This window comes from Arthrobacter sp. CAN_A1, assembly GCF_015751665.1.
Lineage (GTDB): Bacteria > Actinomycetota > Actinomycetes > Actinomycetales > Micrococcaceae > Arthrobacter_D.
Window position 1 is genome coordinate 53,086 of the sequence record NZ_JADOUR010000001.1, and the last position, 22,203, is coordinate 75,288.

Genomic DNA, 22,203 nt, shown 5'->3' on the forward strand with positions numbered 1-22,203 from the left:
TAGCAGATATGTCTACTAGGTGCATGGTCTCCACGACTAGACGGCGAATCGCTCCTTGAGGCCCGTCAGCTGATCCTCAAGCTCGGCCGGAAGTGATTCTCCAAACCGCGCATACCACTCCTCAATACCCTGGAGTTCGGCGGCCCACTCCTCGGGGTCGACCCGCACTGCAGCATCAACCTCCGCGGGTGTCATATCGAGCCCGGTCAGGTCGAGGGATTCACCGGTGGGTACAAAACCGATTGGCGTCTCCACGGCATCGGCAGTGCCTTCAAGGCGTTCAATGACCCATTTCATAACCCGCGAGTTCTCGCCGAAACCTGGCCAGGCGAACCCGCCGCCAGCGGTGCGCCGGAACCAGTTCACCAGGAAGATCTTCGGCAACCGCTCCTGATCTGCCTTGCTGCTCAGGGTGATCCAGTGACGTAGGTAGTCACCGGCGTCGTACCCGATGAACGGCAGCATGGCCATCGGATCGCGGCGCACCCGGCCCACCTCACCGGCGGCCGCAGCTGTTGTCTCGGAGGACAGGGTGGATCCCATGAAGATTCCGTTGGCCCAATCGCGCGACTGGGTGACCAGCGGAACCGTGGTCTTCCGGCGACCACCGAAGAGGATGGCTGAGATTTCGACACCGTCGGGGTTGTTGAATTCGTCGGCGAGCATGTCGATCTGGTCGATCGGCGTGCAGAACCGCGCGTTCGGGTGAGCCGCAGTCTTGTCCGACGACGGCGTCCAGTCGTTCCCCTGCCAATCGGTGAGGTGATCGGGCACTTCGGCGGTCATTCCTTCCCACCAGACGCCGCCGTCGTCAGTCAGCGCGACATTGGTGAAGATGGAATTGCCTTTCGCGATGGCGCGCATCGCATTGGGGTTGGTGAGCCAGCCAGTGCCGGGCGCGACGCCGAACAGGCCGGCCTCCGGGTTGATGGCACGCAGCTCGCCCTCAGCACCGAAGCGCATCCAGGTGATGTCGTCGCCAAGCGTCTCGACCTTCCAGCCCTCGATGGTTGGGTCCAGAAGCGCAAGGTTGGTCTTGCCGCAGGCGGACGGGAACGCTGCGGACACGTAGTAGGTCTTATTCTCGGGCGAGGTGAGCTTGAGGATGAGCATGTGCTCCGCGAGCCAGCCCTCGTCGCGTGCCATCACAGAGGCAATACGCAGGGCGTAGCACTTCTTGCCCAACAGGGCGTTGCCGCCATACCCGGACCCGAACGACCAGATGGATCGCTCTTCAGGGAAGTGCACAATCCACTTTTCCGCATTGCAGGGCCACGGCACATCAGTTTCACCCTCGGCCAGGGGGGCACCCAGGGAGTGCAGTGCCGGCACATAGTCGGCGTTGAGCTCGGTCATCCGCGCGAGCACCCCGGTGCCGATGTTGGCCATAATGCGCATGGAACTAACGACATAGGCGCTGTCGGTGATCTCCACCCCAAACTTGGGATTGGCTGCGTCCAGGTGACCCATCACGAAGGGAATCACATACATGGTGCGACCGCGCATGGCCCCGGTGAAGAGGCCCCGCAGTTTCTCCTTCATCTGGTCGGGGTCCATCCAGTTATTGGTGAACCCGGCGTCGCGCTCGTTGCGCGAGCAGATGAAGGTCTGCTCTTCAACCCGGGCCACGTCTGCCGGGTCTGAGAAGGCAGCGAAGGAGTTGGGGAAGGTCTCGGGGTTGAGCCGCCGAAGTGTTCCGGCGTCAACCAGTTCGTCGGTCAATGCCTTGTTCTCGGCTTCGGAGCCATCGACCCAATACACCCGGTCAGGCTGAACCATGTCGGCAACTTCCTGAACCCATGCCAGCAATCCTGCGTGGGTGGTCGGTGCCGGAGTCCGTGCCCCGCCGACTCCCTCAACAGGCATGCCGCCCTGATCGGCTGCGTCCAGGTTCTGGTTATCAACCAGTTGGCGTACGGGATCGCCCATAACATGTCCCTTCGTTGGGTGGGTGGTGTAACGATGCTATGGTCCCTGTCACTCCGGCCATGAGCACCACCACCGGGTCCGGGGCGGGGTTTGTGAAGGTATTCCCCTAGAATCCACGGTGACCGAATGCTGTCAAGAGGCAACAATGTGATTAAGGTCACGTAGACCGGTCTAGTCATTTCAGGGCAGCTGGGCCTGAACTCTGACGGTCAATCGTGGACCCTCGCGCCGAATTAGGCGTAGATCGGCAATAGCTGTAAAGTTATCCAAGGCCAATAAGAAGTCATGGAGCGTTCAGATGATGGACCCGACAGGACCAATTACACCGGCACTGCGTGCGTAGCTCAATGGATAGAGCACCTGACTACGGATCAGGAGGTTGGGGGTTCGAGTCCCTTCGCGCGCACAGTTGAGAGAAGTAAAGGAAATGCCCTTCCCATCAGGGGAGGGCATTTTTTTGCCCTACCGCCAGTAAAGGTTGCCCCGCCACACCGACAGTGAAAGGCTCAAGGCATGAGCAACTCAGAAGACTTCGACGTAATCGTGATCGGCGCCGGCGCTGTCGGCGAGAATGTGGCTGACCGCGTGGTGCAGGCAGGGCTGTCGGCCGCCCTGGTCGAGGCAGAATTGGTGGGCGGGGAATGCTCGTACTGGGCCTGCATGCCGTCCAAGGCTCTCCTCCGCCCGGGTACCGCGCTGAAAGCGGCCTCGACGGTGGCCGGGGCAAGGGAGGCGGTCATGGGCCCACTCGACATCCAGCAGGTACTGGATCGCCGCAACCAGTTCACGTCCAACTGGGACGACTCCTCGCAGGCTGACTGGGTCAACGCCAGTGGGATCACACTCGTCCGCGGAACCGCACGGCTGACCGGTGAGCGTTCGGTTGAGGTAACCCATGACGACGGCGTAATCCCCCTCCGGGCGCGGGTCGCCGTCGTCCTGGCCACCGGGTCCACGCCCACCATTCCTCCCCTTGCTGGTCTGGACGACGTCACCTTCTGGGGCACCCGGGAAGCGACGTCGGCAGCCCTGGTGCCGTCATCACTCGCGGTGCTGGGGGGCGGCGTAGCGGGCGCCGAACTGGCGCAGGCCTTCGCCCGCCTGGGCTCAAAGGTGACCATCATCGCGCGCGGCGGCCTGCTCTCGAACTACCCCAAACCCGCAGGGGAGCTGGTGCGGAAAGGGCTGGAAGACGACGGCGTCGACGTACTGACCGACACAGCCACCGAGTCGGTGCGGCAGTCGGCCGATGGCACGGTGACGGTCTCCCTCAACGGCGGCGAAACGGTAACCGCAGAGAAGCTCCTGGTCTCCACCGGGCGGCGCCCTGCCCTGGCCGGTCTAGGCCTTGAAGAGCTTGACCTCGACCCGGGGAAGCTTGTCACTGATTCGTCGGGCCGGGTACAGGGCGCCGACTGGCTATACGCGGTCGGCGACGCTGCGGGCAAGGTGTTACTCACCCACCAGGGAAAATATGAGGCACGAATTGCCGGGTCGGCAATTGCCGCGCGCGCCGCCGGAACCCTCGGGGACACGGTTCAGGACTGGAGCGCCTACTCCGCCACCGCCGACCAGTACGCGGTACCCCAGGCGGTCTTCACCGACCCGGAGATCGCCATGGCGGGGCGGACGCTGAAGCAGGGTCAGGATGCCGGCCTCAACGTCAGCGAAACGTCATTGGAAATTGCAGTGGCCGGATCGGCACTGCATTCCGACGGCTATCAGGGGTGGGCGCAGATGGTGGTCGATGAGGATCAGAAGGTCCTGATCGGTATGACGTTCGCCGGGCCTGACGTCGCTGAGATGTTGCACTCAGCGACCATCGCGATCGCCGGGGAAGTCCCCCTGGACCGGCTATGGCACGCGGTACCTGCCTACCCGACCATCAGCGAGGTCTGGTTGAGGCTCCTTGAGCAGTACGGCCTCTAGGCCCGCTGCACCACGAAGCCGGTCATCACGGCGTCGCGCCCGTCCAGTTCGGCCCAGCGTCGATCATGTTGGAAGACTGACAGGCCCGACGTTGGGTAGTGGGTCGCCATGTCCATTACCGCACCCTCGTCGGATTCCACCGAGGCCAGGCGCATCGCCAGTTCCTGGACTCCCGGCATGTGGGTGATGATCAGCAGGCTGGTGACCGTCTCCGGGACATGGTTGATCAGCGACAGGATGGCCGTTGCGGTAGCCGAGTACAACTGTTCCTCGAGCTTGGGGGTTGGCGCCTTGTCACCCAGTTCGTGGCAGATCCAGGTGCAGGTCTGACGGGTCCGCAGGGCCGAGGAGCAGAGAATGAGGTCCGGGACGGCGTCGTTCTCCACCATCCACCGGCCGGGCAGTGGAGCGTCCCGGTGGCCGCGGGAGCTCAGGGGACGCTCGAAATCCTCGACGTTGCGGGGCCAATCAGATTTGGCGTGACGCAGCAGCATGAGCCGTTTGAGGTGGTGGGATGCCATGGCCGAAGTCTATGGGGTTTCTGCGGCAGGACCGTCATGCCAGGGGTCCAACAGAAAGAGCGGCTTCCCGGCTCTCGCCCCGGGAAACCGCTCCGATCTGTGGGTCAGCGGTCGGTGTTCCGCTTCGGTCGATGCTGCCTCAGCACTGGCGGAGGCGGAGGCGGCGAGGTTCGTTGGGGAGTCCCTCAGCCGCCTCCGGCTCTATGCTTCAGTGCTGGTGTCTGCACCGACCTAGGAATTTCTTCCGTGTAAACAACATATGCTGCGAACCCCCGCCTATCACTACGCAGGAACTACCTGTCTTCGAGCGCTTGGTACGTAGTTTCTACTCGTTTTCCAGCCCCCAACTACTTGGTTTGCTTGCCGATGTCCTTGCGTGAGGACAACCCCAGCTTGGTGAGAATACTTTCGACGTGCCCATCCACGGTCCTGATCGACACCCCCTGCTCCCTGGCGACCTGTTTGGTGGTTTTCCCCGCCGCGATGTCTGAGGCGATCGTCGCTTCGCGGGGGGTGAGGCGGGTGGCCTGCCGAAGTGCCGCCAGTTGGGGGTGGAGTCGTTGCAGTTCCGGGTCGAGTTGCGCCAGCAGCTTTGAGGCGCTGCGGACTACCCTGCTGTTCGATCCCGGGGACTTGGTGAGCAGCACCCCCAGGCACACGGGCACCAGTAGCTCCTGGCCGCGTTCGAGGCACAGCTCGGCGGCTCCCACCAGGTCGACGTCGTCCCCTCCGGAGAGGGCGGAGAGCACAGCATGCAGGCCCTGGGCGCGCGGGTCCGCGAGCCCTGCGGTACGCGTGATGGCGACGTCGATGGCACCCGCCACCCCGGCCTGCACCTCAAGCACGCTGAGTTCAGCGCGAGTCTGTGGATTCGCGGCCTCGGACGCCACGGTGGTGAGTTGACGCGTCGACGACCCGGCCGGTGCCCCCACCACGGCCATATAGGCCTCGGCGAGCATCCGGCGTTCGGGTGGCCCCCGGTGGGTGAGCCGATGGTACTCCGCCACGTAGTCTTTCAGACCAGCGTCGCCAATGAGCCAGGACGTGTACGCTGCGAGCGCTGTGGCGAGCGGTCTGAACCGTTTGATGTCCCGTTCACGGAGGACGACGACGGCCGTCCTGAAGTGGGCCAACGCGCTCAGCGGCCGACCGCGGCGCAACGCCGTCAGGCCGTCGATCAGCTCCCAGAAGCCGATTAACCGTGTGACCCAGGGTGCCCTGCCATTCGTGACCTTGGCCTGCAATGCCGATAATTCTTCCCAGAACCCTCCCCCTGCCAGCAGGAACATGAGACGCACCAGGACGTACCCGCCGTAGTTCCGCAGCGGCTCATACGCCAGGACAAATTCGAGGGCCAGATCCAGCTCCCTGGCCGCAGCGGCGAGATCACCGCGTCGGTAGTGCAGTTCACCGGCAACAAGATGCCAGCACAGCGCCTCTCTGGGGTCATCCGGCACGCCAACCACCTCGACAAGGGGCAGCTCGGGGATAGCTCCAGTGACTAGATATTGCAGATCCTGGCCAAGCCGGGTGACCAGGGTGCTTTCATACGCGTTTCCGGCGGGGTTGACCTCAGCCCGACGACGGACAGCCTGGGCGAGTGCGGAGGCTCCCATCCCGGTGGCAAGGTTAACCTGAAACGTGAAGTGGACCAGTGAGGTCAAGAGCTCCGGTTCCAGATCACTGAGGACAAGGCGCCGGAGCCGGGGCAGCGCGAGATCGGTTCGCCCGTCATAGAACTCCGCGCGGGCACGCTGCAGTTCTGCCGCGGCCGCCAGGCCCGGCTGGCCCGCGGCAACGTCGGACGGCAGCAGGTTCAGGAGGAACTCGGCGGTTTCCGGCTGATCGAGGCGGTTGGCGAGGATGGCCGCGTTGAGCAGTTCAGAGTCATCAACGGCGACACCCACTGACAGCTTCCAGACCACCCGGTGAATGATGCCCGGCGTATTGGTGAGATGGGTGAGATGCTCGTGGATGTTGTCCCAGAGCCGACGCGAGCGGAAGGGTTCGACCCGCTGCCTGATCGCGGCCGCCAGGATGGGCGGGGCTGCGCGCAGCCAGATCTGGCCGGCGTCCTCCACCCGGGCCATCGCACCTTCCAGCAGGAGGGCGTTGACGGGATCCACGCCCCAGAGATCGACTGCCAGCTGAAGGGGTATCTGATGGGCCAGTGCCACGGTCACAAGGAGGTCCTTCTCCTCCGACCCGTAATCGGCGATCAGGCTGAAGACCCGTTCGGCCATCCGTTCGGTCAGACGCAGTTCGCGGGGGAGGATCCATACGCCGTCGCGCAGTTGGATCAGATTCTCAAGGACTCCGTCCCGTGCCACCATTTCCAGCAGGACCGGGCTGCCGCCAATCACATCACACACCAGGGTGCTGGAGAGCACGGGCAGCGTCCCGCCCAGGATGGAAGCGAAGTATTCTCTGACCTCTACTGCGCCCAGCTCCGGGATCAGGACCTCCTCGATGAACCCATCGGCGAGGGAGAGTTCAAGATCCACGGGCAGCTGACTGCGGGGGCCGCAGCGGATGAGCAATCCGATTGCGGTCGACTCAGCGAGGCGCGTCAACACGGCGATGCTCGACGTGTCAAGGTGTTCGGGGCCGCGCACCACCACCACACAGCTCTTCCCCTCGGTGAGGCGCTGGATGCGGTCACGCACCGCAGAGAGGACCTCCATTTCCGAGCTGAAATCGATATCCGGTGAATCCTGGAGGAGTGGAGCCAGCGGGGCGTAGGGTAGCCCCGAAAAGGACTCGGTTCCCTGCACGCTGACCGTATAGAACGGGTCGGCTGATGCCAGAATGCGCGCTAGCAGAAAGTCTCCACCGAAGACCGTCGACGTGGTGAGGAGCAGCCCCCCGGAACGGGATGTGACCAGTTCCCGTCCCGCGGCATGGAGCACGTCGTCGAGAGCGCTTCGAGTGTGGTTACCGGCGGGGGGCGAACTGGTCATGCACCGCCCGATTCAGCGGCGTCGTCGGGAGGCTGGAGTGCCCGCCGCAACTCCTCGCGGGTTGAGACGCCCAGCTTCCGGTAGGCGTTCTGCAGATGACGTTCCGCGGTCCGTGGAGAAATCCCGAGTACCGCAGCGATCTCGGAGTTCTTGCTGCTGGACCGGGCCAGGTCAACTACCTGGCGTTCACGCCGGGTCAGCATTGCCGCTTCCCGAGGTACGTCCGGCTGGGCCTCCGAGCCGGGCACCAACTCCTGGGCGGCGCGCTGGATCTCCGGCTGCCTGATCCGCCCCGCCGTGCGTGATGCCAGGGTGGCCGCGACCGTTGACAGCCCAGTGTTTCCTTGCCTGGCGGCAGCCTGCGCTGCCCTGACGAGCGTGGCAGGCTTACCGGTCAACAGTCCGTCGGCGAGCAGGCCAAGCTGGCGGGCCAGCGGGCCCGTCGTCGACCTGGCGCACCGCTCGAGGCGTTTGAGGTCAAGCTCGTTGAAGTCCTCGCCCGAGCTGGGGTCGGTGTCACCCTCGCCCTGCACGAGCACCAGCGACCCGAGAGCGAACAGTTGCAATCCGAACAGCCCGGTAAGCCGCCGGTCGCCCGCGAGTTCCTTGAATTGGGCCACCATGTGGTCCACCGTGTCGTGCACCGTGAACAGGTCCGCGGATCGCTCGAGAAACCACGCGAACATATCTGCGGGGCTAGCCGCACTTTGCTCACCACCGACGACGCCGGCCCGGGGTTCCCGTGCGATCAGTCGGGGAAGCAACAGGGTGGACTGCTCACCGAACAGCAGGCGACCCGGACGTCGCAGCACATTTTGGGTGAGGAGGTCGCTGAGCGCCCGCCATTCACCGTTGAGGAACAGGACGCGGTAATGGGCAGTCTCCCCGATTTCCCGGACCACGCCGGACCGCACATTCCCCGCTACCAGCCCGCACTCGATGGTCAGGAGGCGGGCACGGGCGGAGTCGCCACAGGCAGCATAAGCCTCCGCTGCGAGCATGGTGACCAGGTAGCGGGAATCCGACCCCGAGGGGAGGGTGATGGAGCGATACAGCTCAAGCATTGCCCGGTAGTTACCGGTCCGCCGGTGGACCAGCAGTTGTGCAACTGAGTCTCCCGCCACGCCCTCAGGTGTCGCCTCGCGAGCGGCGAAGACCGACCTCACCAGGCGACTCAGGGCCACTTCATCAACTGCCGGGGACGTGGACGCCTCTGGATGCTGTGCCTGGCCGGCCAGCACGCGCTGGCCCTGCTCGAACTGCCCCAGGAACCAGTGGGCTTCGGCCTGCATCCGGATCGACAGCCCGGTTCGCCATTTCACCGCAGATACGAGGTCCAGGGCAATGCGCGGCGAGTAGGCGCGGATGGCGTCGTCGGCGGCGGCGAGCAGAGCCGCGTCGTTGACTTCGATGCCGCGTTGCAGCGCCCAGACGATGTTGGCGCCGGGCGGTCGCACTCCGCGTTGCGACATCCCGGGTTCGACGATTGTGGTCCACACTTCACGGCTTCTTGCGTTGCCCAGGGTCTGACGCAGGATGTGGGCCAGGCCCTTGCTGTGCAGCCAGTAGGTGTTTCCGCCGTCGCGGGCTTCCACCATGCCCTCGCGTTGCAGGCGTTCGAGGGCTTGCATGTCGCAGTAACGTGCCAGCACATCGATGTGGACCGATCCGGCGGCGGCGAGCACCTCAAGCGCGGCGCGCTCGTCAGCGTTGAGTCTTGACTGGAGGACTGCCAGGCCGCTGCGCAGTGATCCGCTGGTGAAGGGCTCGGCATAGTGGACGGTGGTCCGCCAGAGCCCATCGACGTGAGCAATATTGCCGTTCTCCCGCGCGTGCGCAGCGAGCATCGTCAGGATTCGTCCGTTGCCCCGGGAATGCGCGTGCAAGGAGTTGGCAACGGAGGTGGAAACCCTTCCGCCCAGGAATCGCTCGATGACGGCCCTGCCCTCGTCGACTGACAACGCGGTCAGGGTGAGGGGTTCCATTGCACCGCTGTTCACTGCCGCCCTGATCTCGGGACTGTCGTCGACCCGGTTGCAGGAGACCAGTAAAGTGACCGCTGGCATGTCCAGCACCATGGTGCACAGGGCCATGCTCTGCGGATCAAGGAAATCGAAGTTGTCGATCAGTAAAATGACCGGGCGGTCCTCGGCAAGCTGACGCAGCCGGGCGGTTAGCTGGGCGAAGACGACCGCCGGGTGGGGGATGCTTCCTGAGCCGACCCTGACGAGGTCCCCCAAGGCCAGATAGGCAGTCTCGCTTCCGCGGGGCGTCCCCCGGAGGCGGACAATATTTCTGTCGGACTCTAGCGCCCGCGCTGCCAGCCTCAGGGTTTCGGTCTTTCCGGAGCCAAACTGGCCCTCGACCACCACCGACACTCCACGCCTGAGATGCACCTCCAGTTGTGTCATCAACTGGCCGCGGGTTCTGTCCCCAGTCATACCTGTCCCCCATGTGGCGAGTGCTCGGATGGGAAACTGGCAACTACTACCGCCTCGTTAAACACCACCCCAACACCCGCCAGGGCGCAGGGAATCGTGAAATCTTCCGGTTCTGCAGCCACGGGTTACCCGGCTCACCTCATCCGGGGGAGACTGACTCCCAACAGTCATCCCGATGATGAGATGGCCACAGGTTAGCACCTGTTACGCGCATTGGAAACCCCCTGCGCCCATACTGGCACCACTACTCGCAGAGGTACGCGGTTCATGCCAATCAGATGGAGTACTCGGGCGCCGCCCAGACAATCACTTCGGGGTGCTCGTAGAAACGGTAGCCCTGTCCCCTGACCGTCCTGACGGTGTTCGCCAGGCGACCGAGCTTTGAGCGCAACCGACGGATGTGAACGTCGATGGTGCGCTCATTGGGCACCTCTTCGGCGTTGCGCCACAGTCCGCTCAGGAGCTCTTCCCTGCCGACAGTACGGGTCGCATTTTCGACCAGGTAGTTGAGGAGCTCAAACTCCTTGAACGTGAGGTTCAGGGTGTCGCCGTCCAGATGGACTTCCCGGCGGGACAGGTCGATGAGGACGCCGGTGGGGCGCGGTGCGGCGGGCAGAGCTGGCTGGGCGGGGGCCCGTCGGGTCACCGTCGGGTCGCCGAGGGCCCGGCGGACGACGTCGATATCGCTGCCTGCTGCGTCGGCCGGGGCCAGCGCAACCGCGGCGTGGCTCTGCGCCTGCGGAACCAGAGACCGGACATGGGCCCTGACATCCTGCGCCAGTTTGGTCAGCGTGGTGCCGCTGTGCGCTGCGGTTTCTTCGTCCAGGGCAACGTAGAGAACAAATCCCCGAGCTGTGGTGTCTCCTGAGACTGCCTGCGGTCCCGGGACGCCGTTGGGCGTCACGACGGGCGTGGGTGCTGTGTCGGGGTGGCCGTTGTCCGCGGCGCCGGGTACGGACTGGAGCGGTCGGTACCGGGACGGCGGCTGGTCCTGAGCCGGAACCTCGCCATAGGGGACGAAGGATGGGCTCGGCTGGTAGGACCGGCCCTGGAAACTAGCGCGGGTCTGCGCGCTGCGGAGGGAAATGTGGACGTATCCAGATGCTACTGACATGTATGGCTTGCCTCTACGTGGATGGCCGTCATCACGGCACGAATGCGGGGGTATGCCCGGTCGGGATGGCTTCATGGAGCCCGCCGTTGGGCTTAAGGGGCGTACGGGTCTGGGTATGCCGTTACGCGTGCATTCGACACCAGCACATTCCGCGAGCAGGCTGTGTGCCTGCTACGGAAGATGAGACTGGAGATGCCGACGAGTGGGTAAACACATGACAAATTATTGCACGTCACATTCCTTTACGCACAAGTAACAATGCTGCCCGAGGTGGCATAAGGCCTAAATCGCCACTGGACAGAACGTTTCCGAAGGGCGCTAAGCAACCTTTGGATGTGCCGGTTTGTCTATCAAAATGGCGTAAAAGTCTCGTATCGTCCATGAATACCATGACTTTTCAGAGCCAGCCGTCATGAACCGGGGTCGCCAACACGATTCCTGACAGCCGGGGAGTTGGGGGCAGCAGGGGCAGGCTGTAGCCAGCATCGCCGGGGCCGGATGGGCCGGACACTGACAAAGGCCTGAGGATCGCCGTCGCACCGTTCCGGTGAGGAATCGAGACAATTGAGGCCAGAATTCCGCTCACCCATGCCCCGTATGACCCCCACGGACCGGATTTGCCCACCGTTCGGGGCCAAGAGGAGGGTGACTAGCCGACGACGCCGTACAGGCGGTCGCCAGCGTCGCCCAGGCCGGGCACAATATAGGCGTTTTCGTTGAGTTTCTCGTCAATGGAGGCCAGCACGATGGTCACGTTGGCGTCCTCGAGTTCGGCTTGCAGCGCTGCCAGGCCCTCTGGCGCGGCGAGGAGGCAGATGCAGGTGACATCGGCGGCGCCGCGCTTGAACAGGAACTTGATGGCCTCGCGCAGGGTGCCGCCAGTGGCGAGCATCGGGTCGAGGACGAAGACCTGGCGGCCGGTCAGATCATCCGGGAGCCGTTCGGCGTAGGTGATGGCCTCGAGGGTTTCCTCGTTGCGGGCCATGCCCAGGAAGCCCACCTCGGCGGTGGGGACCAACCGGGTCATACCCTCCAGCATGCCCAGGCCTGCCCGGAGGATCGGCACCACCAGCGGCGTTGGCTTGACGAGCCCGGTCCCGATCGTGGTGGTGACCGGTGTTTCGATCTCGACGGGCTCGACCCGGACATTGCGGGTTGCCTCGTAGGCAAGCAGCGTCACCAATTCCTCGGTCAGCTGCCGGAACACCGGCGATGCAGTGTTCTTGTCCCGCAGGACGGTGAGTTTGTGGGCCACAAGGGGATGATCTACAACCAGTACGCGCATAGCTCAAAAGTATCATTGGGACCATGCCACCAAACCCCCCACCCACCGACCCGCTCCATTCCCAGTGGATGGCCCTGGCGCTGGACGCCGCCCGCCGGGCACTGGCAACCGATGATGTGCCGATCGGCGCCGTCGTCGTCGGTCCGACGGGGGAAATTCTGGGTACGGGCTGGAATGAACGCGAAGCAACCGGCGATCCCACCGCCCATGCGGAGGTGCTGGCGCTCCGGCGGGCCGCCGCGGCGGCTGGCAGCTGGCGGCTGGAGGGCTGCACCCTCGTCGTCACCCTCGAGCCGTGCGCCATGTGCGCGGGTGCTTCGGTGCTGGCGCGCATTCCCCGCGTGGTGTTCGGCGCCTGGGATGCCAAGGCGGGCGCCGCCGGCTCGGTGTTCGACATCCTGCGGGACCGGCGGCTCAATCACTGGTCCGAGGTGCTCCCCGGGGTGCGGGAAGACGAGTGCGCCGACCTGTTGCGGGCCTTCTTTTCAACGCATCGTCCCGTCCGGTGAGCCAGACCGGGATCAACCCGGGTTGGAAGCTATCGCTGGCGGGCGAGTTTCGCTAGGCGCTAAGCCGGTATCGCTCACCGCAGGTAGTGCGTAGGCTGACTAAATCCGCTAGAGCCGCATAGTTTGAAGGAGCAGTTGATGACCACGCAGCAGGACGGCATGAAAGAACTGAACAAGGTGCTGAAGGACGCTGACATCGCGATCCTCACCACCATCAACGCCGAGGGCCAGCTGGTTAGCCGCCCGTTGGCGGTGCAGAAGGCCGAGTTCGACGGCGATCTGTGGTTTTTCACCGATGATCCCTCTCCCAAAGCCGATGAAATCCGCGCCAACCCTCAGGTTAACGTGTCGATCAGCAGCGGCAAGGGCTACGTGTCGATCGCTGGCACCGCGTCCCTGACCAAGGACCCAGCCACGATCAACGAACTGTGGAGCGCCTCGGTGGAGCCTTGGTTTGAGAATGGCAAGGATGACCCGTCGGTCGCGTTGATTAAGGTTGACGCCGACACCGCCGAGTACTGGACGCTCGACTCCCCGAAGATCGTCTCGGCATTCAAAATCGCCAAGGGACTCGTCACCGGCGAGCGCGCCGATCCAGGCAAGAACGACGTCGTCGATCTCTAACGTTTTGGGGCTTGGGCCCGCCAGCCGGTAAAGTAATCGAGTTGGTGACGTGTCCGAGCGGCCGAAGGTGCAACACTCGAAATGTTGTTTGGTGAAAGCCAACGTGGGTTCAAATCCCACCGTCACCGCGGTTCAAGAGGTCCCGGTTCCCCCTGCCAAAGGAGGGAAACCGGGGCCTTTTGCTTTTCCTGAAGGTTCACCGTAGCGCAGCGATAGCTCGGCCTCACGTATCGTTAAACGTACTTGTTCTCATCGTTAAACGTACTTGTTCTCATCTACGAAAGAGAAAATCCATGACCAATCATCGCAGTGCCCCCGATCCGGAGGGTCGATCTTCGAACCCCCTCAATGCACGAGGGGGTGAAGTTAGATGATTGAAGCAGTACTGACACTGCTGGTAGGTATTCTACTGACGCTGGCCATCATTGCCGCGTGCGGGTTCTTCGTAGCCCAGGAATTCGCCTACATGTCGGTGGATCGCTCCAAGATGGCGGCACTGGCCGAGAAGGGCGACGCCCAAGCCAAACGTGTTCTGGCCATCACGAAGCGTACATCGTTCATGCTCTCCGGAGCCCAACTTGGCATCACTGTCACCGGGTTGCTCATCGGCTACGTCGCCGAGCCCCTCATTGGACAGTCCGTCGGAACACTTCTGGGCGGCGTGGGTATAGACCCTGCCATCTCGGTGGCGATCGGAACAGCCGGCGCCCTGTTGCTGGCCATGGTGGTGACCATGATCTTCGGCGAGCTGTACCCAAAGAACCTCGCCATCGCCAACCCTGAACCGTTGGCCAGGGCGCTCGCCATGCCGACGCGCATCTATCTTTTGGCGTTCGGCTGGCTCATCACCATCTTCGATGTGGCAGCCAACCTCCTGCTCAAACTGCTGCGCATCGAGCCCCTTGAAGACGTCGACGAAAGTGCAACGGCACGCGACCTCGAATCAATCATCAGGGATTCCCGCGTCAGCGGAGACTTGCCCGATGATCTGTCGATGATCATTGACCGAATCCTTGACTTCCCGCAACGCGACGTCGAGCACGCCATGATGTCCCGCGCTAAGGTCGATTCAATCTCCCCGGACACCACCATCCGCGAAGTTCTCGCACTGATGGCTACCGGACACACCCGCTACCCAGTCATCGGCGACGAAGACAACCCTGTGGGTATCGTCGAACTCATCGACCTGTTGCGCGGTGACCACGATCTCGACGCTCCAGTGTCCACCGTGATGCGGGAGGCCGTTGTCCTGCCCACCACCATGCAGCTACCCCTCGCGCTTGAACGCATGCGCCAGACGCGAAACGAGCTGGCCTGCGTCGTCGATGAATACGGCAACTTTGACGGCATCCTCACCATCGAAGATCTCACCGAGGAAGTCATCGGTGAGATCTCTGATGAGCACGACCTCCACATCAACGAAACCGTGAATGTCGGAGCGGACCACTGGAGCCTGCCGGGAGACGTTCACCTCGACGAGGTGGAGCGCCTCATCGGTCATGACCTGACCCACAACGAAGCCGAAACCATCGCCGGCCTCGTGATCAGCGAGCACGGCGATCTGCCCCCGGTGGGTTCAGTGGTGCGAATCGACCTGCCCGAGAAGGCATCGGAAACGGTGCAGGATCTCCGCATGGAGCGTTGGCTCGACGTGGAAGTCACCGAAGTGGACCGACATGTCCCCTCCCAGCTCATCGTGCGGTTGCACGAACTCGATCTTGATGCCGAGGACACCCCGCCCGGTGACACAGACGCCAGTGACGATGCGCCCATTCTTTCCGACCGAAGCAGCAAGGAGGTGACCCGATGAGTTGGTGGATGGTCACAATCATCACGGTAGTCCTCATCCTGGCGAGCGCATTCTTCGTCATCGTCGAGTTCGCGTTGCTCGCCGCCAGACGATACCGGCTCGAAGAAGAGGCCGAACGTAGCGCCTCCGCGCGGGCCGCCCTTCGCGGGCTCAACGAGCTCACGGTCATGCTGGCCTTCGCCCAACTGGGCATCACCGCCTGCACCTTCCTGCTCGGCGCAGTGACGAAGCCGGCGATCGATTACGCTCTCGCACCAGTATTCGAGCAGTGGGGCTTGCCCACCGCCTTTGCCGGTGTGACTGCGTTCATGCTGGCCCTGATCGTTGTCACGTTCCTGCATCTCGTCATTGGCGAGATGGCACCAAAGTCGTGGGCGATTGCCCATCCCGAGACCGCAGCCAAAGCAACCGGCATCTCAGCGCGCGCCCTCACCTGGCCGCTGCGACCGTTCCTGCTCTGGATCAACCACCTCGCGAACCGGCTGGTGAGGGCCTCAGGAGTTGAACCCGTCGACAAGGCGGCCGCCGGCGGTCAGGACGCCGATACCATCCGGAAGCTGGTGGCACACTCCCGTGCCGCCGGCGTCCTCGACGCCGAATTCTCCGGGCCAATCGATCGTGCCATCACCCTGGGGACACTCACCCTCGGCGATATCGTCCGCACCGACCGTGTACCAACTTCGGTGCCTGAAACGGCTACCGCTGCGGATATCCAGGCGGTCGCCGCGTCGTCGGGGCACCTGCGTGTTCTTGTCGGAACCGGCGTGGACTGCCAGGTGGCGCACGTTCGCGACACTCTGGCCGTTGACGGGCAAACCCCGGCCATGGACATCGCCCGCGCAGCCCTTGCGCTGGCTCCGGAGGTGTCAGCGTACGATGCTCTCGCCCAGATGCGGCGAAGCCAGGTCCAGCTGGCCACGGTGGTGGCCGCCGACCGACTCCTCGGCGTCGTCACCCTCGACGATCTGCTGCAAGAGGTACTCCCGGGCCCGGCTGATTCTCAGGAGCAGCCCCTCCCCGTGGCATGACACCCTGAGTCGACGAAAGGTCCCTGGCTTCCTGCATCACAGGAAGACCAGGGGCCTTACGTCGTTAAAGCCGCTCGTTCGGCAACGCAGCTCATTCGGCGGTGACGTCGTCGATGAGCACCGTGACCGGCACATTCGTCACCGAGCCGGACAGATAAGTGAACAACCCGATCGTGCCGCCCGCCTGCAGGGCCGCCGTCGCGTCGGTCGCTGAACGCTGCCAGGCCGCCGGCTCAGGAGTCCCGGCCTTCCACGCCTTCGCCCTGATGGTGGTGGGTCCAGTCCCGGTCACTTCGGTCCGCAACAGCAGCCGGTCGCCCGGCGTGTACGTCAGCCCGGGCAGGGTGAGCGAACCCTGCAGGGATGTTTCGGCACCGGAGGCGTTGGTGCGGTGCAGCGAGAGTGCCGTCTGGCCGTTGGCGTCAAGGCGGAGCTTCGCACGGTACTCCCCCACCCCCGCGACACGGCGACCGATCGACGACACGTACAGCGCGCTGCCAGCGGGCCGTTTGTCCACCCCCACTGCGACCGTCAGGTCGGTGGCCGACGACGGCGGCGGGCTGAGGTAGACGGTCCGCCCGGACCCGGCGGTGGTGTGCCAGATGATGCCCGTTCCTGACCCCACCGAGTACGACGTCCCGCTACCCGCCACCGTCCACGGCCCGCCCTGCTCAGCAGCCCCCCAGCCGGAGGCGACCGTGCGGGTGAAGGTATCTGCCGCGAACGTTCCCGGCTGTGGTGCGGACTGGACGGTGACGCTGCGGGTGGTGGTGCCGGTGGCGCCGTCGTCGTCGGTCACCGTGAGCCGGACGGTGTAGGTGCCGGGCAGCGCATAGTCGTGGCTGGTCTGCGCTCCGGAGCCGCTGGCTCCGTCGCCGAAGTCCCAGGCGTAGCCGGTGATCGACCCGTCGGAATCGGCTGACCCGGCGGCGTTGATCGCGCAGGCGAGCAGGGTGCAGGAGGTGGTGAAGGTCGCGGTGGGCGGCACATTCGATGGCGGCACGCCAACCCCCAGAGTGAAGGCGTCGGTGAAGGTACCTCCCGATGCGCCGGTGAAGCCCGCACTGAGCTGCCCCGGGGTGACTGTCACGTTCAGCGAACCGAAGGTGGGGTTGGCGTTCAACCCGGAGGCCGCGGCGAAGTAGGGTGCCTCAGGGTCCGCGGGGAACACGTCCCGCAGGGTGACCCCGCCGGTGCCGATCGTCGCAAAGACGGTTCCGGCGCCCTTGGTCATTGCGGACCCGGTGCCGCTGATGCAGGACGACGACGCCGTCCCCGGCACCACCGCCGGGCAGCCGGGGCCATGCGCCAACTGATGGGTGCGCTGGTAGAGGTGTTCGTGACCGCTGAGTACCAGATCGACCCGCTTCTCCAGCATCAGGTTGGTAATGTCAGCCCCCGCCACGCAGCCATACTGGCCCTGGGACAGACACGGCGCATGCATGCCCACCACCACCCAGGGGATGTCGCTGCTCCGCGCACCGTCAATGGCAGCCGCCGCCCAGTTGTACCGTGGGGTGCCAGCCGCGTAGGACCAGACCCCGCCGTCGGTGAACGGGATGCCCGGCGAGATCATCACATACCGGACGAGGGGGTCCTCCCTGGGCACGTCAACGTAGTATTGCCGGCCGTAGGAGCCGACCAGCCCCGGCAGCTGGTTCGGAAGGCACGCAGCGAAGTCGTTGACGTTGCCGTTCTGGCCATTGGATTCGTGGTTGCCGGACAACAGCTCGAAGGCGAACCCCTGGCCGACGCGTGACGTGACGAAATCGCACCACGCCTGTTCGGCTCCGGTCGCCCCATAGGACAAGTCTCCCAGGGCAAGATGCAGGTCAGGTTGGAGGGTGCCGATCTGACTGAAGACCGAGGCTGCGGCAGGGCTCGCCGAGAAGTCGCCGCTGGCGGTGAACTGCACTGAAGAGTCAGCGGCCGGCGCCATCGGCACCATGCTGGGAAGGACTGCCGACCCCACGATCAGCGCTGTGCTGGCCACAATTCCGGTCACTACTTTGGCAGTTCCCATGGCGAGTCTCCATCTGGCAGGACATCGAAAAAGCGCATTCGTTTGAGACCCTGCGCGAAGCGTACACCCGCCCCGCCATCCCCGGAAGAGCAGCGATCCGGGCTGCTCAGGAGGGTTCCCGTCCGTCCGTCACCGTGTGCTGGTTGGAGCCTCTGGCGCCGAGGCTGCCTACCGCACCTTCCGGATGCGGATAGCCCCCTTGGCGGTGGACGGATCAACTGCTGCTCCGCCCTGAGTGATCTGGACCTGGCCGGAGTCAACCAGTCTCCGGGCTGCCCGACGCGCCGGCTCCAGGAAAGAACGCCAGTCGTCGCCGCCCACGGCTCGTGCCGCGTCCGACGGGCCGATGGTCGGTGTTGCGGCCAGCAGGGAAAGGATTGTCGCTTCCAACTCCTCATCGGTTCGGCTCACCCCTCGGCGGCGACAGGCGGATGAGCAATAGCGCACCTCGTCCCAATTCGCTGCCCACTTGGCCCGCCACTCCATCCGTCTCCCACAGGAGGCACAGATCTTTTCCTCAGGTGTTTGCGCGGTTCCGCGCTGTCGGTGGGCCATGGATTCATTTTCCATGCCCCAGACCCACCCTTGTAGTCTTACCGACGTGGCATTGAGAATTCTGGCGGTCGGGAAGAAGCATGAAGCGTGGGTCAGCGACGGCGTCACGCGCTACGAGAAGCGGCTGAAGAAGCCCTTCGACCTGAGCTGGCAGCTGATTCCCCATTCAGCGCGGGAGAATGACGCCGCCCGACGGGAAGAGTCCGAGCGGCTGCTCGCCAAACTCAGCGCCGACGACTTCGTGATCCTCCTCGACGAACGCGGCAAAGCCCTTGACTCCCCCGGGCTGGCCCGCACCCTTCAGCAACCTATCGACAGCGCCCGTACGGTGATCCTCATCATTGGCGGCGCGTACGGCGTGGACCCGTCAGTCCACACCCGCGCCAACCTGGTCTGGTCACTATCACCCCTCGTTTTCCCCCACCAGCTGGTCCGGTTGATCCTCGCCGAGCAGCTGTACCGGGCGCAGGAGATCGCGTCGGGACGCCCATACCACCACGAGTAGCGCGTTCCCACCAAGCCGACCACCCCTCCACGTCGAATACCCTTAGGTAGGGCGGGTAGCCCTTTCCGCCGCAGTACGAGCGCGGACAACCACGTGATGCAGGGGGGGACCATGAGCGGCGCACCAGCAACACTTCGCCTGGTCCGGTCCTCCGCGACATCAGCAGTTGTCCTCGCCCTTGCTGCCGGGGCGCATGTTATCGGTGGGGGAAACCTCCCCGCCCCGTTGATCGTTGCCGTGCTGGGGTCGGCAACGCTCTTGGCAGTCACAGTGATTGCAAAAAAGGCACTATCGCTACCCGCTCTCCTTCTTCTCCTCGGCCTGGGTCAGTGGCTACTGCACCACGCTTTCAGTCTCACTTCGACCACGATGGCGGCATGCGTCGCCGCTCCGGCCCGGCACTACGCCGTCCCGGCGGTTTCCTGCGCTCCGGCCGGTGTGCATGCCCACGCCGAGGCCGCCCACGCCGACGTACGGATGCTGGCGCTTCACGCGGCGGCCGTCGTCGTCACGGGATTCATGCTCCACCGGGGCGAAACCGCCCTCCGGCGTGCCATGGCCTGGCTCGTTCCGCTGCTGCGCCTGCCTGCAGCCGCCGTCGTCGTCCCCACGCCACGCATCCCCTCCTTTCCCCCTGCGCCCGTGTTACGCGCCGTCCGTGCGCTGCGGGACGTGCCTCCCCTCCGCGGGCCACCGTTGGCGTCTCTTCCCGGCCTCTCCCCCGCCTGACTTTCTCGGTCCGGGGACTGATTAACCATCCCCACACCCATTTTCTGCTGCCCTGAGCCGCGCGCCCGGGCAGTATCCCGAAAGGCATTTCCCATGAAAGCTTCAGCACGCCGCACCGCCACCACCTCGGCACTCGCCGTCACCACCGCAGGGCTGATGGCCCTCGGCCTCGGCACTGCATCAGCTCACGTGAACGTGAGCCCGGCCAGCACCACCGCTGGCGGGTACACCCAGCTCAACTTTTCGGTCCCCAGCGAATCCGACACCGCGCTGACCGAGTCGATTGAAGTCCAGCTGCCCACCGACACCCCCTTCACCTCGGTCCGGGCCAAGCCGGTGGAAGGGTGGACCGCCGAAGTAGTCCGGGGCGAGCTTCCCGAACCCGTGGAGATCGACGGCGCCACCATCACCGAAGGTGTGCTGTCAGTCATCTGGACGGCCGACAGTGAAGATGACAGTCTCTCGAACGATGAGTACCAGGTTTTCTCGCTATCGGTCGGCACCCTGCCCGAAGCCGGTACCACTGTCACGCTTCCAGCCATCCAGACCTACACGGATGGCAGCGTGTCCAGCTGGGATGAGGTCGCCGAGGAAGGCGCCGAGGAACCCGAAAGCCCTGCGCCGTCCTTCGTGACCACCGCCGAGACCGAGGAAGGCGGGCACGGCCACGATGCAGCGGCCACCGACGAGGCTGAAGCGGCCGACGCGGAGCCCGCCTCGTCAACCGAATCGTCGGCAACACAGCCAGTGATCTGGGTAGCACTTGCCGCTGGCCTGCTTGGTCTGGCAGCGGGGGCACTGGCCCTGATCCGGACCCGCAGCACCAAGTAGGAGTCTGTAACGATCCCTGCGTCAATCGGCCGACTCATTACTGCGGCCGATTGACGCAGGGGCAAACACCGGCGAAGGTGAGTCCATGGGTACCCACACACGGACTTCGTCCAAAGCAGCTGCCGTTCTCGCGGCCTTCAGTTCCATCGCGTTGATTGCAGGATGCGGATCATCCGGCTCCACCGACCAGGCGACGACGGCGCCGCCGGCCGAAACCACCTCTGCCGCTCCGACGTCTGAGCCACCCACCGAGGAACCCACCGAGGAACCCAGCGAATCGCCCTCGCCGGAGCCCGAGGCCACAGTGAGCCCCACCGCTGACGCTCCCGCTGAGCCCACAGATCCGGCCAACGGCGCCTGCACGGCTGCCGATCTAGCAGCAACGGTGGAAACACCGATGGGCGCAGGAAGCGCAGGGACCGCGGCGCGCAACCTTATCCTGTCGAATACTTCTGACGCCGAATGCACCATGACCGGGTACCCGGGGGTGTCCTATGTGGACGCGTCGGGGGCACAGATAGGGGCCCCCGCGGACAGGGAACCCGGCGTCGAATCCCCCACCGTGATCCTGGAACCAGGCCAGTCGGCGATTGCCACCCTGCAGCAGACCAACGCTCAGAACTATGGAGACGCCTGCGTCGTCACCGACACCGTGGGGGTGCTCATCTACCCGCCAGGCGCCACCGACTCGTTGATGGCAGTCCAGGAATCATTTGGCTGCGCGGCCGAGGACATCATCTTGATGACCGTCGGTCCGGTCGTTGCCATGTAGGCAGCCCCTCACGGGGAGGCTCTCACGGGGCGGACCTCACGGGGAGGCTCATTGGAGAGCGTCCTCACGGAGCGGCCCTTAGTGGAAGGCTGGAGCCGGGGACTCGGGTGCGTCGTCGGGCACCCGCCGGTGTGACAGCGACAGGTGCCGCAGCCGGCCTGCGGCGAGCGCAAAGACCGCTGCCGCCACCAATTGCAGTGTCACGGTGAGCCAGCTCTGGTGCGCCATCACGGCGACGCCGCCGGCCAGCACGGCGAACGCTCCGGCCGTCACCATCACCCGGCCACGTTCCAGCAGCCCGTAGGCCACCAGGCCGGCCCCCAGGACCAGCCAGCCGCCGAGCCCGCGCAGGGCGGCAATGGAGCCGCCGAGCAGGGCCGCCAACTCCAGGACGACGGCGAGGATCAGGTAGGTGCCGGAATTGGCGTTGATTGCCGGTGGATTACGGACCAGCCACGGGGCCGCCAGCAGGATAAGCACCAGGGTTGCGACGACGAAGTAGGCTGCCACGGCACCGGTGTTGTCCCCGGCTATCATGCCCGCGACGGCGCCGCCCACAAAGAGGGCAGACACTCCGGCCATCGGAACCCAGTTGTTGCCTACCTGGCCACTCATGTGTGATCCTTTCCTGCTGGAAC

18 protein-coding genes, 2 tRNA genes and 1 pseudogene are annotated in these 22,203 nt (G+C 64.6%); 11 read left to right on the forward strand and 10 right to left on the reverse strand.

What is annotated here, in order from left to right:
- Window positions 1–36: 36 nt before the first annotated feature.
- Window positions 37–1,866 carry a phosphoenolpyruvate carboxykinase (GTP) gene (locus IWX62_RS00265; protein ID WP_196839816.1) on the reverse strand — a complete coding sequence of 610 codons (1,830 nt, stop codon included), beginning with the start codon at window positions 1,864–1,866 and terminating at the stop codon, window positions 37–39.
- Window positions 1,867–2,262: 396 nt separating this feature from the next.
- On the opposite strand from IWX62_RS00265, the gene IWX62_RS00270 reads away from it, so the two are divergent.
- Together IWX62_RS00270 and IWX62_RS00275 are read left to right on the forward strand one after the other, a co-directional pair.
- Window positions 2,263–2,335, forward strand: a tRNA-Arg gene (locus IWX62_RS00270).
- A 107-nt stretch (window positions 2,336–2,442) separates the two neighbouring features.
- On the forward strand, window positions 2,443–3,858 hold the full coding sequence (locus IWX62_RS00275) for a dihydrolipoyl dehydrogenase family protein (RefSeq protein WP_196839355.1): 1,416 nt from the start codon (window positions 2,443–2,445) through the stop codon (window positions 3,856–3,858).
- On the opposite strand, the gene IWX62_RS00280 is transcribed toward IWX62_RS00275, so the two are convergent.
- From IWX62_RS00280 to upp, 5 genes are all read right to left on the reverse strand, one after another.
- The gene (locus IWX62_RS00280) at window positions 3,855–4,379 is read right to left on the reverse strand and encodes a SixA phosphatase family protein (protein ID WP_196839356.1); all 525 of its coding nucleotides are present in this window, start codon (window positions 4,377–4,379) and stop codon (window positions 3,855–3,857) included. The genes IWX62_RS00275 and IWX62_RS00280 overlap by 4 nt on opposite strands.
- A 347-nt stretch (window positions 4,380–4,726) precedes the next feature.
- A complete protein-coding gene (locus tag IWX62_RS00285; protein WP_196839357.1) occupies window positions 4,727–7,339 on the reverse strand; it encodes a helix-turn-helix transcriptional regulator in 2,613 nt (870 codons plus the stop codon).
- On the reverse strand, window positions 7,336–9,780 hold the full coding sequence (locus IWX62_RS00290; RefSeq protein WP_196839358.1) for a LuxR C-terminal-related transcriptional regulator: 2,445 nt from the start codon (window positions 9,778–9,780) through the stop codon (window positions 7,336–7,338). Before IWX62_RS00290 ends, IWX62_RS00285 begins: the two co-directional genes overlap by 4 nt.
- A gap of 274 nt (window positions 9,781–10,054) precedes the next feature.
- On the reverse strand, window positions 10,055–10,894 hold the full coding sequence (locus tag IWX62_RS00295; RefSeq protein WP_196839359.1) for a winged helix-turn-helix domain-containing protein: 840 nt from the start codon (window positions 10,892–10,894) through the stop codon (window positions 10,055–10,057).
- A 649-nt stretch (window positions 10,895–11,543) separates the two neighbouring features.
- Complete coding sequence (gene upp / locus IWX62_RS00300) at window positions 11,544–12,179, reverse strand: uracil phosphoribosyltransferase (RefSeq protein WP_196839360.1); 636 nt, start codon at window positions 12,177–12,179, stop codon at window positions 11,544–11,546.
- 23 nt (window positions 12,180–12,202) lie between these two features.
- Here upp and tadA point away from each other — a divergent pair, with 23 nt between their 5' ends.
- The 5 genes from tadA to IWX62_RS00325 all read left to right on the forward strand — a co-directional run bounded on the left by tadA (window position 12,203) and on the right by IWX62_RS00325 (window position 16,150).
- Complete coding sequence (gene tadA / locus IWX62_RS00305; protein WP_196839361.1) at window positions 12,203–12,688, forward strand: tRNA adenosine(34) deaminase TadA; 486 nt, start codon at window positions 12,203–12,205, stop codon at window positions 12,686–12,688.
- A 138-nt stretch (window positions 12,689–12,826) separates the two neighbouring features.
- A complete protein-coding gene (locus tag IWX62_RS00310) occupies window positions 12,827–13,312 on the forward strand; it encodes a pyridoxamine 5'-phosphate oxidase family protein (protein ID WP_196839362.1) in 486 nt (161 codons plus the stop codon).
- Between the two features lie 43 nt (window positions 13,313–13,355).
- Window positions 13,356–13,440, forward strand: a tRNA-Ser gene (locus IWX62_RS00315).
- A 242-nt stretch (window positions 13,441–13,682) separates the two neighbouring features.
- Window positions 13,683–15,122, forward strand: a complete 1,440-nt coding sequence (locus tag IWX62_RS00320; RefSeq protein WP_196839363.1) for a hemolysin family protein — start codon at window positions 13,683–13,685, stop codon at window positions 15,120–15,122.
- Window positions 15,119–16,150, forward strand: coding sequence for a CNNM domain-containing protein (locus IWX62_RS00325; protein ID WP_196839364.1), 1,032 nt, complete (start codon window positions 15,119–15,121; stop codon window positions 16,148–16,150). The genes IWX62_RS00320 and IWX62_RS00325 overlap by 4 nt, the downstream gene beginning before the upstream one ends.
- A gap of 91 nt (window positions 16,151–16,241) precedes the next feature.
- On the opposite strand, the gene IWX62_RS00330 is transcribed toward IWX62_RS00325, so the two are convergent.
- The 3 genes and pseudogenes from IWX62_RS00330 to IWX62_RS16160 all read right to left on the reverse strand — a co-directional run.
- The gene (locus IWX62_RS00330) at window positions 16,242–18,173 is read right to left on the reverse strand and encodes a PKD domain-containing protein (RefSeq protein ID WP_196839365.1); all 1,932 of its coding nucleotides are present in this window, start codon (window positions 18,171–18,173) and stop codon (window positions 16,242–16,244) included.
- Window positions 18,174–18,341: 168 nt separating this feature from the next.
- Window positions 18,342–18,563: a DUF3253 domain-containing protein gene (locus tag IWX62_RS16155; protein ID WP_333483159.1), complete on the reverse strand. Its 222-nt coding sequence runs from the start codon at window positions 18,561–18,563 to the stop codon at window positions 18,342–18,344.
- Between the two features lie 36 nt (window positions 18,564–18,599).
- Window positions 18,600–18,743: pseudogene (locus IWX62_RS16160) on the reverse strand (DUF2256 domain-containing protein); the annotation flags it as partial.
- A 31-nt stretch (window positions 18,744–18,774) separates the two neighbouring features.
- Here IWX62_RS16160 and rlmH point away from each other — a divergent pair.
- From rlmH to IWX62_RS00355, 4 genes are all read left to right on the forward strand, one after another.
- Window positions 18,775–19,233, forward strand: coding sequence for a 23S rRNA (pseudouridine(1915)-N(3))-methyltransferase RlmH (gene rlmH / locus IWX62_RS00340; RefSeq protein WP_196839367.1), 459 nt, complete (start codon window positions 18,775–18,777; stop codon window positions 19,231–19,233).
- A 111-nt stretch (window positions 19,234–19,344) separates the two neighbouring features.
- Window positions 19,345–19,962 (forward strand): hypothetical protein, encoded by a 618-nt coding sequence (locus IWX62_RS00345; protein WP_196839368.1) that lies wholly within the window; start codon window positions 19,345–19,347, stop codon window positions 19,960–19,962.
- Between the two features lie 93 nt (window positions 19,963–20,055).
- On the forward strand, window positions 20,056–20,793 hold the full coding sequence (locus tag IWX62_RS00350; RefSeq protein WP_196839369.1) for a YcnI family copper-binding membrane protein: 738 nt from the start codon (window positions 20,056–20,058) through the stop codon (window positions 20,791–20,793).
- Between the two features lie 85 nt (window positions 20,794–20,878).
- Entirely contained in the window at window positions 20,879–21,565 is a 687-nt protein-coding gene (locus IWX62_RS00355) for a DUF4232 domain-containing protein (RefSeq protein WP_196839370.1), read from the forward strand.
- 78 nt (window positions 21,566–21,643) lie between these two features.
- Here the strand turns inward: IWX62_RS00355 and IWX62_RS00360 are convergent, their stop codons facing one another.
- Window positions 21,644–22,180 carry a hypothetical protein gene (locus tag IWX62_RS00360; protein WP_196839371.1) on the reverse strand — a complete coding sequence of 179 codons (537 nt, stop codon included), beginning with the start codon at window positions 22,178–22,180 and terminating at the stop codon, window positions 21,644–21,646.
- Window positions 22,181–22,203 lie beyond the last annotated feature (23 nt).

Excerpts from the sequence above, each read along its gene's own strand:
- IWX62_RS00265 (WP_196839816.1), bottom strand. The coding sequence starts at position 1,866 with ATGCCTGTTGAGGGAGTCGGCGGGGCACGGACTCCGGCACCGACCACC.
- IWX62_RS00310 (WP_196839362.1), top strand. The coding sequence starts at position 12,827 with ATGACCACGCAGCAGGACGGCATGAAAGAACTGAACAAGGTGCTGAAG.
- IWX62_RS00320 (WP_196839363.1), top strand. The coding sequence starts at position 13,683 with ATGATTGAAGCAGTACTGACACTGCTGGTAGGTATTCTACTGACGCTG.
- IWX62_RS00285 (WP_196839357.1), bottom strand. The coding sequence starts at position 7,339 with ATGACCAGTTCGCCCCCCGCCGGTAACCACACTCGAAGCGCTCTCGAC.
- IWX62_RS00280 (WP_196839356.1), bottom strand. The coding sequence starts at position 4,379 with ATGGCATCCCACCACCTCAAACGGCTCATGCTGCTGCGTCACGCCAAA.
- IWX62_RS00325 (WP_196839364.1), top strand. The coding sequence starts at position 15,119 with ATGAGTTGGTGGATGGTCACAATCATCACGGTAGTCCTCATCCTGGCG.
- tadA (WP_196839361.1), top strand. The coding sequence starts at position 12,203 with ATGCCACCAAACCCCCCACCCACCGACCCGCTCCATTCCCAGTGGATG.
- upp (WP_196839360.1), bottom strand. The coding sequence starts at position 12,179 with ATGCGCGTACTGGTTGTAGATCATCCCCTTGTGGCCCACAAACTCACC.
- IWX62_RS00330 (WP_196839365.1), bottom strand. The coding sequence starts at position 18,173 with ATGGGAACTGCCAAAGTAGTGACCGGAATTGTGGCCAGCACAGCGCTG.
- IWX62_RS00295 (WP_196839359.1), bottom strand. The coding sequence starts at position 10,894 with ATGTCAGTAGCATCTGGATACGTCCACATTTCCCTCCGCAGCGCGCAG.
- IWX62_RS00350 (WP_196839369.1), top strand. The coding sequence starts at position 20,056 with ATGAAAGCTTCAGCACGCCGCACCGCCACCACCTCGGCACTCGCCGTC.
- IWX62_RS00275 (WP_196839355.1), top strand. The coding sequence starts at position 2,443 with ATGAGCAACTCAGAAGACTTCGACGTAATCGTGATCGGCGCCGGCGCT.
- IWX62_RS00355 (WP_196839370.1), top strand. The coding sequence starts at position 20,879 with ATGGGTACCCACACACGGACTTCGTCCAAAGCAGCTGCCGTTCTCGCG.
- IWX62_RS00290 (WP_196839358.1), bottom strand. The coding sequence starts at position 9,780 with ATGACTGGGGACAGAACCCGCGGCCAGTTGATGACACAACTGGAGGTG.
- IWX62_RS00345 (WP_196839368.1), top strand. The coding sequence starts at position 19,345 with ATGAGCGGCGCACCAGCAACACTTCGCCTGGTCCGGTCCTCCGCGACA.
- IWX62_RS00360 (WP_196839371.1), bottom strand. The coding sequence starts at position 22,180 with ATGAGTGGCCAGGTAGGCAACAACTGGGTTCCGATGGCCGGAGTGTCT.